Here is a 15448-nt window from a genome sequence, read left to right on the forward strand (position 1 = left end):
TTTCTTTATAAAAGGAGAAAGAGTGTTTTTTGCTTAGTCTTTTATGTCAAACTCGAGTTGTTTTTCATGTGTTGATAGTATCTTAAATTGTCCGTTAGTCAGATTTGCAATCCAACTTTGGAAAGAGTCATAGTCTTCTTCCATAACGTAAATAGTATAAATTATTTTGTCGGTATATTCTAAATTATTTACGATGAAATTTGTTTTTTCTATTTCATACTCTATTTTTCCGTTAAGGCTATAGTCTAATTCCAATCTTATTTCAAGAGCGTCCTTGCGTTCGACTAAGGTTGCATTTTTTAAGGCGTTGATTACTCCGCCACCGTAGGCACGAACTAATCCTCCTGTTCCAAGCTTAGTACCACCAAAATATCTAATAACAGTTGCACAAACATTTTTTATTTCATTTTTAACAAGAACATCAAGCATGGGAGCTCCTGCAGTTCCACTAGGTTCGCCGTCGTCATTAGCACGTGTTATTTCGTTATTGTCACCAACAACATAACAAGAGCAAACATGAGTAGCGTCATAATGTTTCTTTTTCATTTTTTGTATAAATTCTCTAGCTTCTTCTTCACTAGTTACTCTGACAAGATGTGTTATAAAAGTAGATTTCTTTTCAACAAATTCATCATAACTATTTTCTTTTATAGTGATAAATTTTTTCATTATAAAACCTCCTTGGATTTTATTTTCAGTTATAATTATTATATATGATTTATAAAAAGTCAATAAATTATTAAAACTCAGAGAAAAGTTTATTTCTCTGAGTTAAGTTATATTATTGTTGTTTGTTATTTGAAGAATTATCCGTTGGACGATTTTCATTACTTACTGTAATGTCATTTTTCAAATCTTCTTTTGTTAACTGTTCAGGTAAGTTAACTAATAAGTCTGCAGGGTCCATGGCAGCGAGATTAACAGCTGGGAATCTTGTTGCAGGTAGAAGATTATTTATTCTATATGTTTTCAATCCTATATTAATATGTCCTTGATAGTAAATATTAAGTAAATCTGTCGCCTTAGGTAAGTCTAAGTCTAGGTTACTTCTTAATGCAGAAGATACATACAGAAGTGATAATGGTTTAGGGTAGTAGTAGTAAACACCACCGTACATAACATCATATCCATTAATTCGATGTGATACTATTTCAATATCATCGTTAATAAACATTTTTATTGCAGTAGAGATTTGTGTAGTAGTAAGATTATGCTCTACATTATCTCCAGCAATATTTATAACATCATTGATTTTTGATAAGGCGTTTAAACTTTTAGCTTTATCGATAAGAGCATGAATAACTTGTAGTTGACGTTGACCACGTTCTATATCGCTATCATAATATCTACTACGAGCAAAGGCTAAAGCTTGCTCCCCATTTAATGTATGCCAACCTTTAGTAAGTTTTACAGTATGCATCTCACCGTTGGCATTTTGTTCATTCATATCAAAAGGAACATAAAGGTCAATACCACCAAAAGCATCAACAGTTTTTTCAAATGCTTTAAAGTTTATTAATACATAGAAGTTAATCGGCGTATTAAGTAGATTTTCTACAGCATTAACAGTACCTTTTACGTCATTATAAGAATGAGCGTGGGTAATCTTATCGTAGAAATAAGCATTATTTTTGTTATCATCAGCTTTTTCACGCATAAGTGTAAGTGAATCACGAGGGATACTAACCATATCCATACGTTTTTTTTCTTTATTTACTGTTGCAAGAATAATCGAGTCTGTTCGGCTATCTTGACGTGTTTGCCCTTCGGCTTTACGTTGATCATTTTCGTCAATTCCCAGAATTAAGATAGAGAATTTTTTGAAATTAGGATCTACTTCTTTAAGGAAATCAGTTTCTTTGTATCCTTTTTTAGCAGAAGATGAAAAATTATATATTGTATATCCTGCAAAAGCAACAGTCCCAAAAAGCACAAGACTTAAAATTGATAGCAGAATAGTTTTAAATTTACTTCTATTTTTTTTATTATTGTTGTTATTTCGTTGAGAGCGACCGCTATGAGGATGTCTAGAGCGGCTTACTCTGTTTCTTCTTGACATTTTTTCGTCCATAATATTTTAAACCTCGTTTGTAAAAACATTTAACTTTTCCATTATACTATATATTTTTCTTTTATGCTAGAAAAAACATTAATAATAAAATGAAATTTAATGGAAATTAGAGGAGAATAAAGAAAAATTTTTGAAATTTTCATACATATATATTAAAATATAATTAATAGCTTTTAAAAATAGGAGTATATTATGCCAGAATTGCCAGAGGTTGAAAATATAAAATTAGGGCTTGTAGACCAAGTTTTAAACAAAAAAATAGTAGGAATAAGTTACTCAGAAATAGTAAAATTAGGCCATAGTCAAAATAAAATGACTATAATAAAGCAAGACTTAGACTATTTTGCTAATAATGTTATAAATAAGAATATAGAAGGATTAACTCGTAGAGGAAAATATCTATATTTTACGTTAAGTAATGGTTATATCATTGCGCATTTTGGTATGACTGGAGCATTTTTTGTTGTAAAAGATATTGCAGAAATCACGAATAAAAATTACTATAATCATCGTCATATTATTTTTGAGTTAGATACTAAAGAAAAGTTGGTTTACAGTGATATACGCCGTTTTGGAGAATTGCGATATACAGATGAAATAAATCTGTTTAAACCGTTTATTGATTTAGCACCGGAACCTTTCTCGCAGACTGCAAAGAGTTATTTCTTAGAAAAATTAGAGTTACCTAAGTATAAAAATCAACCTATAAAGGCATTGTTACTAGAAGGAAATGTATTTTGCGGTTGTGGCAATATTTATGATTGTGAAGTTTTATATCGTCAAAAGATTCATCCGCTAACTAAGGCTTCTGAGCTTACGAAAAAACAAAAAGAAAACCTTTTTGATGAACTGGTAAATATATTAACTTTTGCGATAGAGCAAGGAGGCTCTACTATTTCAGACTTTGTTCATTCTGATGGCGGTGAAGGAAATATGCAAAACTTTCATCAAATCTATGGTAAAAAAACTTGTCCTTTAGGGCACAAGACGGATAACGTTGTTATAAAAACACGTGCTAGTCATTTTTGTCCGATTTGTCAAAAGAAAAAATAAGATAAGAAGGGGGATTGTATGGAAAATATAATTGAATTTTTGAAAAAGTATATAAGTATAATTATAGGATCGTTAATTTTTGCTGCGGGGTTAGAATTTTTCCTAATTCCAAACAATATTCTTGATGGTGGGGTAATCGGTATTTCTATTATAGCTCGCCATTATTTAGGATTACCATTAGGGATATTTATCTTTATTCTAAATATTCCATTTTTATATTTAGGATATAAGCAAATAGGTAGGGGATTTGCTGTTGCTTCTATATTCGGTATTTCTGTATTATCTCTTGCTACAGTATGGCTTCATGATAGTACACCACTTGTAACTGATCCGTTTTTAGCGTGTATTTTCGGTGGGATTATTTTAGGAGTTGGAGTAGGTCTTGTTATAAGAAATGGTGGAACACTTGATGGAAGTGAAGCTTTTTCTATTTATGCAACGAAAAAACTACCAATCTCAGTAGGTGAGATGGTTCTTGGGATAAATGTTGTAATTTTTATTGTATCTGGGTTTGTTTTCACATGGGAAGCAGCGCTTTATTCTATGATAAGTTATTTTATCGCTTCTAAAGTAATGGATATTGTTATCGAAGGACTTAATGACTCTAAATCTGTAATGATTATTTCAAGTAATTACCAAGTAATAAGTCAAGAAATTCAAGATAGGTTAGGAAGAGGGGTAACACTTCTTCATGGAGAAGGGGGATATTCAGGACATGAAACTAAAATAATTTTCTGTGTTATTACGCGTATAGAAGAATCAAAATTAAAGAAAATTGTATTCAAAAATGATAGAAGTGCTTTTCTATCAATTGGAACAGTTAGTGAAGTAAGTGGTGGAAACTTTAAGAAAAAAGATATTCACTAGAAAAAAATATCCTCACAGAATTATTCTGCGAGGTCTTTTTTTATGATATTACGATAATAAAGGGAATGACAAATTATAGAAGAATTAATAAAACTTAAAGATAAATTTGAGCTGAAAAACAAATTTGTGTGTGATGCACATCAATATAGACTTTACCAAGAAATCACCTACAATTTACTAGATTATTTAATACATTCGTGCTAGTATAAGCAAAAATTTTTTAAATATGTTATAATAGACTGATGAATTTTTTTAAAAGGATACAAAAATGAAGATTAAAGAAATAATCGTCGTGGAAGGACGCGATGATACGAATAGGGTTAAAGAAGCCGTTGATTGTGATACATTTGAAACTAATGGTTCTGCTTTAACAAAGAAAAAAATTGAAAGATTAATTTATTTAGAAAAGACACGAGGGATAATTGTTTTAACAGATCCTGATTATGCTGGGAAAAGAATAAGAAATATTATTGAAAAAAATATCCCGACTGCAAAACATGCTTATATTTCTAATAAAAAAGCTGTCGATAGTAAAGGGAAAATCGGGATTGAAGCAGCTAGTAAAGAAGACATTATTAAAGCATTAGAAAATTATTACACTCCAATGATAGAGGTTAAAAATGATATAACTAATGACTTATTGTTAGAGTTAGGTTTAGTCGGTGGCAATACTTCAAAAATTTTAAGAGAAGAGCTTTGTGAAAGATTAAATATAGGCTATACTAATGCTAAACAGTTGCTAAATAAATTGAATATGTACAATATAAGCCGTGAACGCTTATTAGATGAAATGAATAAAATAAATAAAGGACATAAGAGATGATAGGAACACCTAAAAAAACTTTTGAAATACTAAAAAAACATGGATTTACTTTTAAGAAAAGTTTAGGACAAAACTTTTTAATAGACTCAAATATTTTGAATAGAATAGTAGATGGTGCCGGTGTAGATAAAACAGTTGGTGTTATTGAGATTGGACCTGGTATTGGTTCACTAACAGAAGCACTTGCTAAAAAAGCTAAAAAAGTCATTTCGTTTGAAATAGATGGAAGATTATTACCGATTTTAGCAGAGACACTAGCGGATTATAATAATGTTGAAATTATTAATAACGATATATTAAAGGTTGATGTAGATAATATTATTGCTGAAAAAATGAGTGATTGCGACAAAATTATGGTAGTGGCTAACTTGCCATATTATATTACGACACCGATACTTACTCATTTGATAGAGAATACTGAGAAAATAGACGGTTATGTTGTAATGATGCAACGAGAAGTAGCTAATAGGTTAAATGCAAAAGTAGGAACAAAAGACTACAATTCATTGACTATTTTATTAAATTATTATACGGATGTAGAATATTTATTTACTGTACCAAAAAAAGTTTTTGTACCAGCACCGAATGTAGAAAGTGCTGTTGTGAAAATTATGACAAAGGAGAAAAAAGAATTTGAAGTAGATCAAAAATTCTTTAAATTTGTTCGATCATGTTTTGTTCAAAGAAGAAAAACTTTACTTAATAATCTTATCTCAAGCTATGGAAAAGATAAAAAGCAAGATTTTCAAGCGTCGTGTTTTGATAGTGAAATAGAAGCTACACGTAGAAGTGAAACTTTAACATTAACAGAGTTTTATAATTTGTATAATAATCTAAAGAATAATAATTTAATTTAGTAAAAGGGGAAAATCATGGAAGAATTAAAAAGAATAATAACAGAATTCAGAGCTAAACGTGATTGGGGAGAGTACGATACTTTGGAAAGATTTTCTAAAAGCATCTCAATAGAAGCGGCAGAATTATTAGAACATTTTCAATGGGACGAAAGTGGAGATAATATGAAGGAGATAAAAGATGAGCTTGCAGATGTACTGATTTATTCATTAGCAATGTGTTATCATCTCGGAGAAGACCCTAAAGAAATTATAAAAGAAAAGCTAAAAGACGTTGCTCGTCGTTATCCAGAAAAAAGATAATATAAAAAGGAAATCTTAAAAAATTAAGATTTCCTTTTTATATTATCTAGTAGTTTTTGGTTTTAATACTTTAATATTTTTTCCTTTATAAAACATTGCATAAAGCACTGTAACACTGACTGTTAAAACAGCACAAAGAATATAAATTCCGCTATAAGATAAAATGCCGTGTAAGGTTCCTAATGCATAAGGACCAAATCCTAAGCCTAAATCAAGTCCGATAAAGTAGGTAGATAGTGCGATACCTACTTTTTCAGGTTCTACAAGTTTTAAACAAACAGCTTGACCATTTGACATAAATGTACCATAACCAAGACCGATTAAGGCACCAGAGAATAATAACATGAAGCTACCATTAGTGAAACTTAACATTAGCAGACCTAAAGTTAAAAATATAAAACTTGGATACATTACAGCATTTTCACCACGGGCATCAAATATACGTCCAGCAAAAGGACGAGTTACTGTAATAATAAGAGCATAAACTACAAAGAAGAATGCTCCCGCTGTAGCAAGACCTAGGCTGTCAGCGTAAATAGATAAGAATCCAAGAACACTAGAATATGCAAGACCAATAAGGAAAGCTACTGTTGAAATAAATAAAACTTTGTATTCAATAAATGTATTCAATGACCAACTATTTAGAAGTTGTTTTTGTTTATCGGTTAATTTGATATTTTGTACAGGGAATAGGAAACAAGCTATAGCAACAGCAACAGATAAAACTATTGCTAAAATAATTACTGCGTTAAATCCAGTAATAGGAAGAAGTAACATCCCGATAAATGGACCTATAGCAGCAGCTAAACTTGTACTTAAACCATAATAGTTAATTCCTTCACCATTGCGTGATTTTGGAATATAAGTTGTAACAATTGCGTTTGCTGCAGTAGAAATAGTTCCATATGCGAAACCATTTAAAAATCTAACAGTATCTAAAATAATAATATTTGATGAAATTAGATATGCTGCTGTTGTAAGTAAATAAATTACTGCTCCAAAACGTAAAATTTGTTTACGACCAATTAATTCTAATTTTTTTCCGATATAAAGACGAGCGACAAGTGTACCGATAATATAAATACCTGCAGCAAATCCGGCTTGTGCAGCAGTAGCGCCAAGCTCACTTGTTGCAAATTTTGCTGTAATAACAACAAAGCAATAGTATATTAAAAATACTATAAAGTTAATTGTAGTTATTGTAATAAAACCTGAGTTAAATAATTTTTCTTCTTTTTTGATGTCTGAGTGACTATCCATGAAAATCTCCTAACATAAATTTAAAATATATATTATTATGATACTCCTATGAAAATACATTTTCAAGTGAAAATTTTTCAATAAATGATATATTTTCAATTTTATTTTCAAAATTAAATAAAATAGATATACTCATATTAAAGCTTAAAATATCAGTATTTTTATTATCTTTTTAAAATTAAATTTTTTTAAAATAGCTTTATGAGAAAAATGAAAACGAATTATTTTCATGTGTTGGAAATATAAGATAATGATTAATAAATATCTATAATAAAAATAAGAAAGAGCCTAATATATTTTTAATTATTTTTTCTATATAAAGGCTATAGTTCAAGCAACTATGCTAATAAAAATTAAATTGTCAGAATTTTCTTTTCTTTTGTAAAAAAAATATCTTGACAATAAAAAAAATAGTTGCTATAATTGTACTCAAGTAATAAAAGTAAAGGAGAACAAATTCATGAAACTGTATCGAGTTGACACATTACAACTGAATATTCGTTGGCAAAGCCACTAGATACGGAGTCGATCTTGTTCTTTTAGCATAGATACGACTTCAAGAAGTTAGTATCTATGTGGATTATTTGTGATGATTAAGAAATGACCACATGGAGTTATCTGGGTGGTCTTTTATATTTATTTTATTATAATTTAAATTTAAAAATTTAAGACTACTAGAGATAAAAACTAGTGGTCTTTTTATATAGATACGCTTCTAAAATTATTAGTGATTATTATCAATTAAATAAATAAATGTATATATATTAAGGAGATTTTAAAATGAAAATTAATAAAATTTTTATCAGTTTTATAGTATTATTAGTATGTGTTTTAGGGTATGGCTTATATTCAAGTAATAAAGGTGAAGAAAAGAATGTAGAAGAAAAGAAAGTTAAAGTTGGTGTTTTACAATTACTTAGTCATCCAGCGCTAGATCAAATCTATAAAGGGTTAGAAGATGGATTAGCTAAAGAAGGATACACAGTTGGGAAAAACTTACAGCTAGATCTTCAAAATGCTCAAGGGGATCAAAGTAACCTTGTAAGTATGGGGCAAAAGTTAGTAAGTGACAATAATGATCTTTTAGTTGGAATCACTACGCCAGCAACATTATCACTATCTAATGCGACAAAAGATAAGCCAATAATTATGGCGGGAATTACTTATCCTGTAGAAGCAGGGTTGATTAAGAGTGAAAATAACCCAGGAAATAATATTACAGGCGTAAGTGATAGAACACCGATTAAGCAACAACTTGAAGTTATGAAACAAATCTTACCAAAAATGAAAAAAGTAGGAATTCTTTATACAGCAAGCGAAGATAATTCTGTAAAACAAGCACAAGAAGCTGAAAAGTTAGCGAAAGAATTAGGACTAGAAGTAAAAGTTTCAACAGTAGCAAACACTAATGATATTCAACAAGTTACTGAAACTCTTGCAGCAGAAACTGATGCAATATTCGTGCCAATTGATAATACAATTGCTAGCGCAATGGCTACAGTTGTAAAAGTAACTGATGCGAAAAAGGTTCCGGTATTCCCGTCTTCTGATACAATGGTTGCAGATGGTGGATTACTTGGAATAGGAGTAGATCAATATAAAATAGGAATTGAAACTGCAAAAGTAATAGCTAAAGTATTAAAAGGTGCAGATACTAAAACAATGCCGGTTGTTCTTGCTAATGAAGGAGTTATCTATCTAAATGAGGCCAAAGCAAAACAATTAGGAATAGAAATTCCACAAGATATTAAAGATAAAGCAAAAGTAGTAGATAAAAAATAATTTTCTTGATATTATTATGAATGATAATTAAAAATTATTATTTTGCAATAATGCAAAAAATAATAAAAGAGGTGTTTTATGGATTTGATTATTTCGGCAATAGCCCAAGGTATGCTTTGGGGATTATTGTCATTAGGGTTATTTATAAGTTTTAGAGTGCTGAATATAGCAGATATGACAACAGAGGGTGCTTACCCGTTAGGAGCAGGTGTCTGTGTTATATGCATTCACAATGGAATTAATCCAATTCTTGCGACAATAATAGCTATCATCGCGGGAATGATGGCAGGATTAGTTACAGGCTTTTTAATCACTATTTGCAAAATTCCAAGTTTATTAGCAGGTATTTTGACAATGACAGCATTATTATCGGTTAACTTAAGAATTATGGGAAGACCTAATTTAAGTTTATTGAATAAGGAGACTATTTTTAGTAAATTCCAAAACTTAAATTTACCTAATCATTACAATACGGTATTATTAGGATTTTTACTTTCAGTGATTATTATTGCGCTAATGTCACTATTTTTCTCTACAGAACTTGGCCAAAGTTTAATAGCTACAGGAGACAATGAGAAAATGGCAACTGCGCTTGGTATTTCAACTAAAGCTATGACTATTTTAGGTCTTATGCTTGCGAATGGAATTATCTCGTTAGCGGGAGCTATTTTGGCACAAAACAACGGTTATTCTGATGTGAATAGTGGTATTGGTGTTATTGTAGTGGCACTAGCAGCGATTATTATAGGTGAAGTTATTTTTAAAGATATGAGTTTTACTCAGCGTCTAGTTTGTGTAATTTTTGGTGCGATTATTTACCGTTTACTACTAGTAGGAGTATTGAAGTTGAACATTATAGGAGCAAATGATTTCAAATTGGTATCAGCTTTAGTTATTGCATTATTCTTAACATTACCTCAACTGAAACTTAGAACTAAGAGAAAGGGTGTGTAGTAGATGTCATTTATAGAAATAAAAAATTTAGATAAAACTTTTTTCCCTGGAACTAATAGAGAACAATATGCCTTGAAAAATGTGAACTTGGATATTAAGGCTGGAGATTTTATTACGATTTTAGGAGGAAACGGTGCTGGTAAATCTACTTTTTTAAATGCGCTTGCTGGCTCTTTTTCTTTGGACAATGGGAAAATTATAATCGAAGGAAAAGATGTTAGTAATATTGTTGAACACAAGAGAGCGGAATTTATAAGTCGTGTTTTCCAAAATCCTTTGGATGGGACAGCTCCACGTATGACTGTTGCTCAGAATATGTCATTAGCATTGCGACGTGGTAAAAACCGTGGATTTAAATTAGGCACTACAAAAGAGGATAGAAAACTTTTTAAAGAACTACTTGCGACATTAGATTTAGGACTTGAGGATAGACTCGATAGCGAGATGGGATTATTGTCTGGTGGGCAGCGTCAAGCAATTGCGCTTCTTATGGCAACGATGACTACTCCAAAACTTTTGCTTCTTGATGAACATACAGCAGCATTAGATCCAAAAACACAGAAAAAAATTATGGAATTAACACGCAAAAAAATTGAAGAGAAGAATTTAACCGCATTAATGATTACTCATAATATTCAAGATGCTGTGAAATATGGTAATAGAATTATTATTCTTCATAGAGGACAGTTAGTTCGCGATATAAATCGTGAGGAAAAAGAAAAGTTAAATGCTAAAGAATTATACGAGTTATTGTATAATCTAGAAGAAAGTGAATAAACTAAAAATCAGTTTTGATGTTAGTCAAAGCTGATTTTTTCTTTAGGTAAAAGGTTATTCATCTTATATTCATTTATAGGCAATATAATTTAATATGATTTATTATAAATTATTTTACATTTATATATATCTTGAGTAAAATAAAGTAGAATTTTAGTGTTAGGAGAGAATTATGAAAATACTTGTTGTTGAAGATGAAAAAGATTTGAATAGAGTAATAACAAAACATTTGAAAAAGAATAATTATAGCGTTGATAGTTGTTTTGACGGGGAGCAAGCACTAGATTATGTTTTATACGGGGAATATGATCTGATTATAACTGATATTATGATGCCAAAAGTAGATGGTTATCAATTTATAAAACAATTGCGAAATAAAAAGAATACAACACCCGTAATAATGCTCACAGCCAAAGATAGTTTAGATGATAAAATTTTAGGTCTAGATAGTGGTGCTGATGATTATATTGTAAAACCATTTGAATTTGATGAACTTTTAGCACGTATAAGAGTACTTATGCGTAGAAATTATGGGTTTGCAACAAATATTATTCAAGTAGATGATGTTGTTTTAGATATTTCTAAAAAGCAGGTAACGCGATCTGGTGAAAGTATAGTTTTAACAGGAAAAGAATACGAAGTATTGGAATATTTATTTAAAAATAAGACGGGGATTATTAGTCGGGAACAAATTTTAAATCATGTGTGGGACTATGATTACGAAGGGGTGTCTAATATAATCGATGTTATTGTAAAAAATATTAGAAAAAAATTAGATGTAGGTTCGAAAAAACCGATTATTCACACGAAGAGAGGGTTAGGTTATTTTGTTAAAGAAGATTAAAGAAATTATATTTAAGCCGTTTAGGAGAATTACTTTAACGTTTAAAATTACTCTATGGTATACAATTTTCATAGTAATATTATTAACCTCTATTATTTTAGGGACATTTTTTGTTAGTGATAGTGTTGTAGAAAGCTCAGGTAAAAAGAAGTTAATAGAAGAAGTTACGGAGATTTCTAATGGGAAAGAAAATTTTACAGCATTTGAAGATGGTGTAACTTTGTCATTATACGATAAAGATGGAAATTTAATTGCGGGTAGTATACCGAAAAATTTTGATGTTCGAGATTTTAGTTTGGGTGTTGTTACATATTATACAGATTCTAACAATAATAAATATATGTATTACGATATAGAAACGAATTCGGAAAAATTTGCCAATGGTAAGTATGTTCGTGGTATTGTTCAAATATCAAGCGGTCAAACAAGTTGGTATCTTCCTTTTGCTATAATTGCAGGAAGTCCAATAATTATTTTAATCATAACGTATGGGGGTTATTTGATAATTAGAAGTTCTTTAAAACCTGTACGCGAAATGATAGAAACGGCAGAAACAATAAGTAATAGTGCAGATTTAAGTAAAAGAATAACGATAGAAGATGGAAAAGATGAAGTTCATAAACTAGCTCTAGTTTTCAATGAAATGTTAGAATCGTTAGAGCGCGCCTCTATGAGAGAACGACAGTTTAGTTCGGATGTATCCCATGAATTGCGAACACCAATATCGGTTATTGTTGCTGAGAGTGAATATGGTACGAAATACATAGATACAGTTGGTGAGGCAAAGGAATCATTTGCGGTAATTAAGCGCCAAAGTAAGAGAATGACAACTATGATAAATCAAATTTTAGAAATGGCAAGATTAGATAATAGATTAGAAATTCCTAAAGAAACTTTTAATTTATCTAGTTGTTTAGAAAAAACATTAGAAGACTATAAAAAATTATTTGTGAGTAAAAATATTCAATTAATATCCAATATAGAGGAGAATATAACAGTATTTGGGAACCGTGTGCTGTTAATGCGTTTAATTGATAATTTAATATCCAATGCTTTAAAACATGCTACGTCTAAGACGTGGATTTCAGTAGTGAAAAGAAAGAGTATAATTATTGAGATTAAAGATGATGGCAAAGGAATAGATGATAAAGAAAAAGAATATATTTGGGATAGATTCTACAAAGTGGACAAATCAAGAAGTATATCAGAAGATAATTCTTCAGGATTAGGGTTACCTATTTCTAAAAAAATAGTCGAATTACATGGTGGGAAAATAGTAGCCTTAGATAATAAACCGCAAGGCGCAAAGTTTGTAATTAACTTATAAAGAAAAAATTGAAGGTAACATTTTTTATAAAATTTATCTTCAATTTTTTTAATCTTCATTTAACATTCATAAAACATAGATATAATAAAAGTACAAAGAACAGATGGAGAGATAAAAATTTTCATCTAATATTCATTAAACTTAAGTATAATGAAAATATAAAGTAAGAGAGGTAATTATAATGACAAAAAATATTGATAATAACGAGATTGAAACACTAGAAGGAGTTTACACGCAAACTACTGAGACAGAGCATCAAGAAGAAAATTATTCTCAACCGAATAAACCAAAGAAAAATTTTCTAAAACCACTTATTATAGGAGTGTTAGCTGTTGCTGTGACTGGTGGTGCGGGTTCATATGCGTATAATAAATATGAGCAGGGGAAAAGAGCGAAGGTTCAAGAAGCATATTCTAAAATAAAAATAAATGTAGATAATCAAAGTCAAAGTAATCAAAGTACGAATCCCCAAAATAATGAATCTACTCAACAAAATTCTACTTCAAACATAAAGTCGCAAGAAGAGGTTCAAAGAATTGTGGCGCAAGCTATTTCGACACCAGAAGGAGATATTTATTTCAAAAAAATTCGTACGGAATATGAAGACGACTATGCATATCAAAATAATGGAGCACCATTACTTATTTATGATATAGAAGTTCGTGCAAATGGGTTAGAATATGATATCGAAATAGATGCTGTAACAGGGAAAGTTTTGAAAGTGAAAATTGATAGTTAATATTTTAATAAAAAAGGTCTATTGAAGAAAAATTCAATAGATCTTTTTTTTATTTATTTTTTTGGTTATAAATATAATATACAGCAAATCCTCCAAGGATAATATAAAGTGTAACGTTAGGGTTAGCTAGATAAAAAAGCATAGCTTTATAAGAGATACGCATTAATATTCCTTGAATAATTGATGGAGCAAATAGGATAATAAATATAATAGAATTTTTCATATTTTTTGCAATAAGCATTAATCCTATTAAAATTCCAATTAAAAGAACAATAGCTAAATATTTATTAATAACAACATTTAATGAAGATGGAAATGTTATTGGATTATAATAAATAAATAAAGCAACGAGCATAACGATAAGAGTTATAATAGTATTTTTTGTTTGTTCACTAAGCTTAATTTTATTTGTATATAAAAAGATATAACTAAGATAGAAACCACCAAAGACTAGAAGTCCAATAGTAGTCGCTTCTGCCAAGTTTAACATAGCAAGTGGGTTTACTAAAATAGGACCTAGATAAAATAGTACATAGATAACGCTAGCAATTAAAAAATTTCTTTTTAATATAGACATATATTTCTCCTTAAATTTTATTTTAGTATAGCTGATAAGCCATAAGATAAGAAAGAAAAAATGGCGATTAGAATTATTATAACAAAAGCACTTGAATTAAAAACATAAATAAGTGGTATTGATAAAATAATACTAAATAAAGGAATATATACTTTTCTTTCTATAAAATAGGATATTAACATAGTAATTGAAAAAGCAGAACAAATATAAAATAATATTAAAATAAATCCTGCTTTATCAGAGCTTCCTGAATAAAATTTCAGAAAGATTAAAGGGATAATATAGTACAAAATACTTGTTAAAATAAATGTAGCAAGTAGACTTTTTTTATTCATAATAATAACTCCGTAAATATAGTATGCTATCTATTGTAATATTTTCTCATTAGTAAGTCTAGTGATATAGAAAAAAATATCTAAAAATATTTTTTAAATCCTAAAAATATTTTTAGATAACGCTTGTTAAAATGAAATAATTAGAGTAAAATAAATATAACAAAATAAAGAAGGAGACTGTAAAATTATGTCAAAAGTTCATGTATTTGATCATCCATTGATTCAACATAAATTATCTTTTATAAGAGATAAAAATACAGGTTCAAAAGACTTTAGACAGCTAACTAATGAAGTAGGATCTCTTATGGCTTATGAAATCACAAGAGACTTACCATTAGAAGATATTCAAGTAGAAACACCAATTCAAACAACTACTTGTAAACGTCTTGCTGGGAAAAAAGTTGTGTTTGTTCCTATTTTAAGAGCTGGACTAGGAATGGTAGATGGATTAATGAATTTAATACCATCAGCAAGAGTTGGACATGTAGGATTATATCGTGATCCTGAAACTCTTCAACCACATGAGTATTTCGTGAAGATACCTAGCAATCCAGAAGAAAGATTATTTATTGTTGTGGATCCAATGTTAGCAACAGGAGGATCGGCAATCGCTGCGATAGATTCATTAAAACAACGAGGAGTAACAGAAATTAAATTTATGTGTTTAATAGCAGCTCCAGAAGGGGTAGAAGCATTACACACAGCTCACCCAGATGTGGATATTTATATTGCAGGCTTAGATGAAAGACTTAATGATCATGGTTATATAGTGCCAGGATTAGGGGATGCGGGAGATCGAATCTTCGGAACTAAATAATATAAAAGCACTTTCATAAATTTGTAGAAAATCTTAGAAATAACTAGAAAATCACTAAAAAAAGT

At 29.6% G+C, this 15448-nt stretch carries 16 protein-coding genes; 12 read left to right on the top strand and 4 right to left on the bottom strand.

The features are described 5' to 3' along the window. Positions 1-33: 33 nt before the first annotated feature. Together DQN46_RS01490 and DQN46_RS01495 are read right to left on the bottom strand one after the other, a co-directional pair. Positions 34-669 carry a YigZ family protein gene (locus tag DQN46_RS01490; RefSeq protein ID WP_224207430.1) on the bottom strand — a complete coding sequence of 212 codons (636 nt, stop codon included), beginning with the start codon at positions 667-669 and terminating at the stop codon, positions 34-36. Between the two features lie 112 nt (positions 670-781). Next, complete coding sequence (locus tag DQN46_RS01495; RefSeq protein WP_111742752.1) at positions 782-2071, bottom strand: LCP family protein; 1290 nt, start codon at positions 2069-2071, stop codon at positions 782-784. Positions 2072-2263: 192 nt separating this feature from the next. On the opposite strand from DQN46_RS01495, the gene mutM reads away from it, so the two are divergent. The 5 genes from mutM to DQN46_RS01520 all read left to right on the top strand — a co-directional run bounded on the left by mutM (position 2264) and on the right by DQN46_RS01520 (position 5971). Next, positions 2264-3124, top strand: coding sequence for a bifunctional DNA-formamidopyrimidine glycosylase/DNA-(apurinic or apyrimidinic site) lyase (mutM, locus tag DQN46_RS01500; RefSeq protein ID WP_111742753.1), 861 nt, complete (start codon positions 2264-2266; stop codon positions 3122-3124). Positions 3125-3142: 18 nt separating this feature from the next. Beyond that, positions 3143-3991, top strand: coding sequence for a YitT family protein (locus DQN46_RS01505; protein WP_111742754.1), 849 nt, complete (start codon positions 3143-3145; stop codon positions 3989-3991). Between the two features lie 268 nt (positions 3992-4259). Beyond that, positions 4260-4814, top strand: a complete 555-nt coding sequence (gene rnmV / locus DQN46_RS01510) for a ribonuclease M5 (RefSeq protein WP_004633162.1) — start codon at positions 4260-4262, stop codon at positions 4812-4814. Further along, positions 4811-5671 (top strand): 16S rRNA (adenine(1518)-N(6)/adenine(1519)-N(6))-dimethyltransferase RsmA, encoded by an 861-nt coding sequence (gene rsmA / locus DQN46_RS01515; RefSeq protein WP_111742755.1) that lies wholly within the window; start codon positions 4811-4813, stop codon positions 5669-5671. The genes rnmV and rsmA overlap by 4 nt, the downstream gene beginning before the upstream one ends. Before the next feature lie 15 nt (positions 5672-5686). Beyond that, positions 5687-5971, top strand: a complete 285-nt coding sequence (locus tag DQN46_RS01520; protein ID WP_111742756.1) for a nucleotide pyrophosphohydrolase — start codon at positions 5687-5689, stop codon at positions 5969-5971. 42 nt (positions 5972-6013) lie between these two features. Here DQN46_RS01520 and DQN46_RS01525 read toward each other — a convergent pair whose 3' ends face one another. Continuing rightward, on the bottom strand, positions 6014-7231 hold the full coding sequence (locus DQN46_RS01525; RefSeq protein WP_111742757.1) for an MFS transporter: 1218 nt from the start codon (positions 7229-7231) through the stop codon (positions 6014-6016). 780 nt (positions 7232-8011) lie between these two features. Here DQN46_RS01525 and trpX point away from each other — a divergent pair. The 6 genes from trpX (at position 8012) to DQN46_RS01555 (ending at position 13654) form a co-directional block, all read left to right on the top strand. Next, positions 8012-9013, top strand: coding sequence for a tryptophan ABC transporter substrate-binding protein (gene trpX / locus DQN46_RS01530; RefSeq protein ID WP_111742758.1), 1002 nt, complete (start codon positions 8012-8014; stop codon positions 9011-9013). Between the two features lie 78 nt (positions 9014-9091). Further along, entirely contained in the window at positions 9092-9967 is an 876-nt protein-coding gene (locus DQN46_RS01535; RefSeq protein ID WP_111742759.1) for an ABC transporter permease, read from the top strand. A 3-nt stretch (positions 9968-9970) separates the two neighbouring features. After that, entirely contained in the window at positions 9971-10744 is a 774-nt protein-coding gene (locus DQN46_RS01540; protein ID WP_111742760.1) for an ABC transporter ATP-binding protein, read from the top strand. 172 nt (positions 10745-10916) lie between these two features. After that, positions 10917-11588, top strand: a complete 672-nt coding sequence (locus tag DQN46_RS01545) for a response regulator transcription factor (protein WP_111742761.1) — start codon at positions 10917-10919, stop codon at positions 11586-11588. After that, positions 11572-12915 (top strand): sensor histidine kinase, encoded by a 1344-nt coding sequence (locus tag DQN46_RS01550; RefSeq protein ID WP_170120622.1) that lies wholly within the window; start codon positions 11572-11574, stop codon positions 12913-12915. The genes DQN46_RS01545 and DQN46_RS01550 overlap by 17 nt, the downstream gene beginning before the upstream one ends. A gap of 181 nt (positions 12916-13096) precedes the next feature. Then, complete coding sequence (locus DQN46_RS01555) at positions 13097-13654, top strand: PepSY domain-containing protein (RefSeq protein ID WP_111742762.1); 558 nt, start codon at positions 13097-13099, stop codon at positions 13652-13654. Between the two features lie 49 nt (positions 13655-13703). Here DQN46_RS01555 and DQN46_RS01560 read toward each other — a convergent pair whose 3' ends face one another. After that, positions 13704-14231 carry a hypothetical protein gene (locus tag DQN46_RS01560; RefSeq protein ID WP_111742763.1) on the bottom strand — a complete coding sequence of 176 codons (528 nt, stop codon included), beginning with the start codon at positions 14229-14231 and terminating at the stop codon, positions 13704-13706. Between the two features lie 522 nt (positions 14232-14753). Here DQN46_RS01560 and upp point away from each other — a divergent pair. Then, on the top strand, positions 14754-15383 hold the full coding sequence (upp, locus tag DQN46_RS01570) for a uracil phosphoribosyltransferase (protein WP_004633132.1): 630 nt from the start codon (positions 14754-14756) through the stop codon (positions 15381-15383). Positions 15384-15448 lie beyond the last annotated feature (65 nt).

It is taken from the genome of Gemella morbillorum, assembly GCF_900476045.1.
Classification (GTDB): Bacteria; Bacillota; Bacilli; order Staphylococcales; family Gemellaceae; genus Gemella; species Gemella morbillorum.

Bases quoted from the DNA above. Each gene is read 5' to 3' on its own strand.
- DQN46_RS01490 (WP_224207430.1), bottom strand. From the start codon at position 669: ATGAAAAAATTTATCACTATAAAAGAAAATAGTTATGATGAATTTGTT.
- DQN46_RS01495 (WP_111742752.1), bottom strand. From the start codon at position 2,071: ATGGACGAAAAAATGTCAAGAAGAAACAGAGTAAGCCGCTCTAGACAT.
- upp (WP_004633132.1), top strand. From the start codon at position 14,754: ATGTCAAAAGTTCATGTATTTGATCATCCATTGATTCAACATAAATTA.
- DQN46_RS01535 (WP_111742759.1), top strand. From the start codon at position 9,092: ATGGATTTGATTATTTCGGCAATAGCCCAAGGTATGCTTTGGGGATTA.
- DQN46_RS01540 (WP_111742760.1), top strand. From the start codon at position 9,971: ATGTCATTTATAGAAATAAAAAATTTAGATAAAACTTTTTTCCCTGGA.
- DQN46_RS01560 (WP_111742763.1), bottom strand. From the start codon at position 14,231: ATGTCTATATTAAAAAGAAATTTTTTAATTGCTAGCGTTATCTATGTA.
- trpX (WP_111742758.1), top strand. From the start codon at position 8,012: ATGAAAATTAATAAAATTTTTATCAGTTTTATAGTATTATTAGTATGT.
- DQN46_RS01505 (WP_111742754.1), top strand. From the start codon at position 3,143: ATGGAAAATATAATTGAATTTTTGAAAAAGTATATAAGTATAATTATA.
- DQN46_RS01520 (WP_111742756.1), top strand. From the start codon at position 5,687: ATGGAAGAATTAAAAAGAATAATAACAGAATTCAGAGCTAAACGTGAT.
- rnmV (WP_004633162.1), top strand. From the start codon at position 4,260: ATGAAGATTAAAGAAATAATCGTCGTGGAAGGACGCGATGATACGAAT.
- DQN46_RS01545 (WP_111742761.1), top strand. From the start codon at position 10,917: ATGAAAATACTTGTTGTTGAAGATGAAAAAGATTTGAATAGAGTAATA.
- mutM (WP_111742753.1), top strand. From the start codon at position 2,264: ATGCCAGAATTGCCAGAGGTTGAAAATATAAAATTAGGGCTTGTAGAC.
- rsmA (WP_111742755.1), top strand. From the start codon at position 4,811: ATGATAGGAACACCTAAAAAAACTTTTGAAATACTAAAAAAACATGGA.
- DQN46_RS01525 (WP_111742757.1), bottom strand. From the start codon at position 7,231: ATGGATAGTCACTCAGACATCAAAAAAGAAGAAAAATTATTTAACTCA.
- DQN46_RS01555 (WP_111742762.1), top strand. From the start codon at position 13,097: ATGACAAAAAATATTGATAATAACGAGATTGAAACACTAGAAGGAGTT.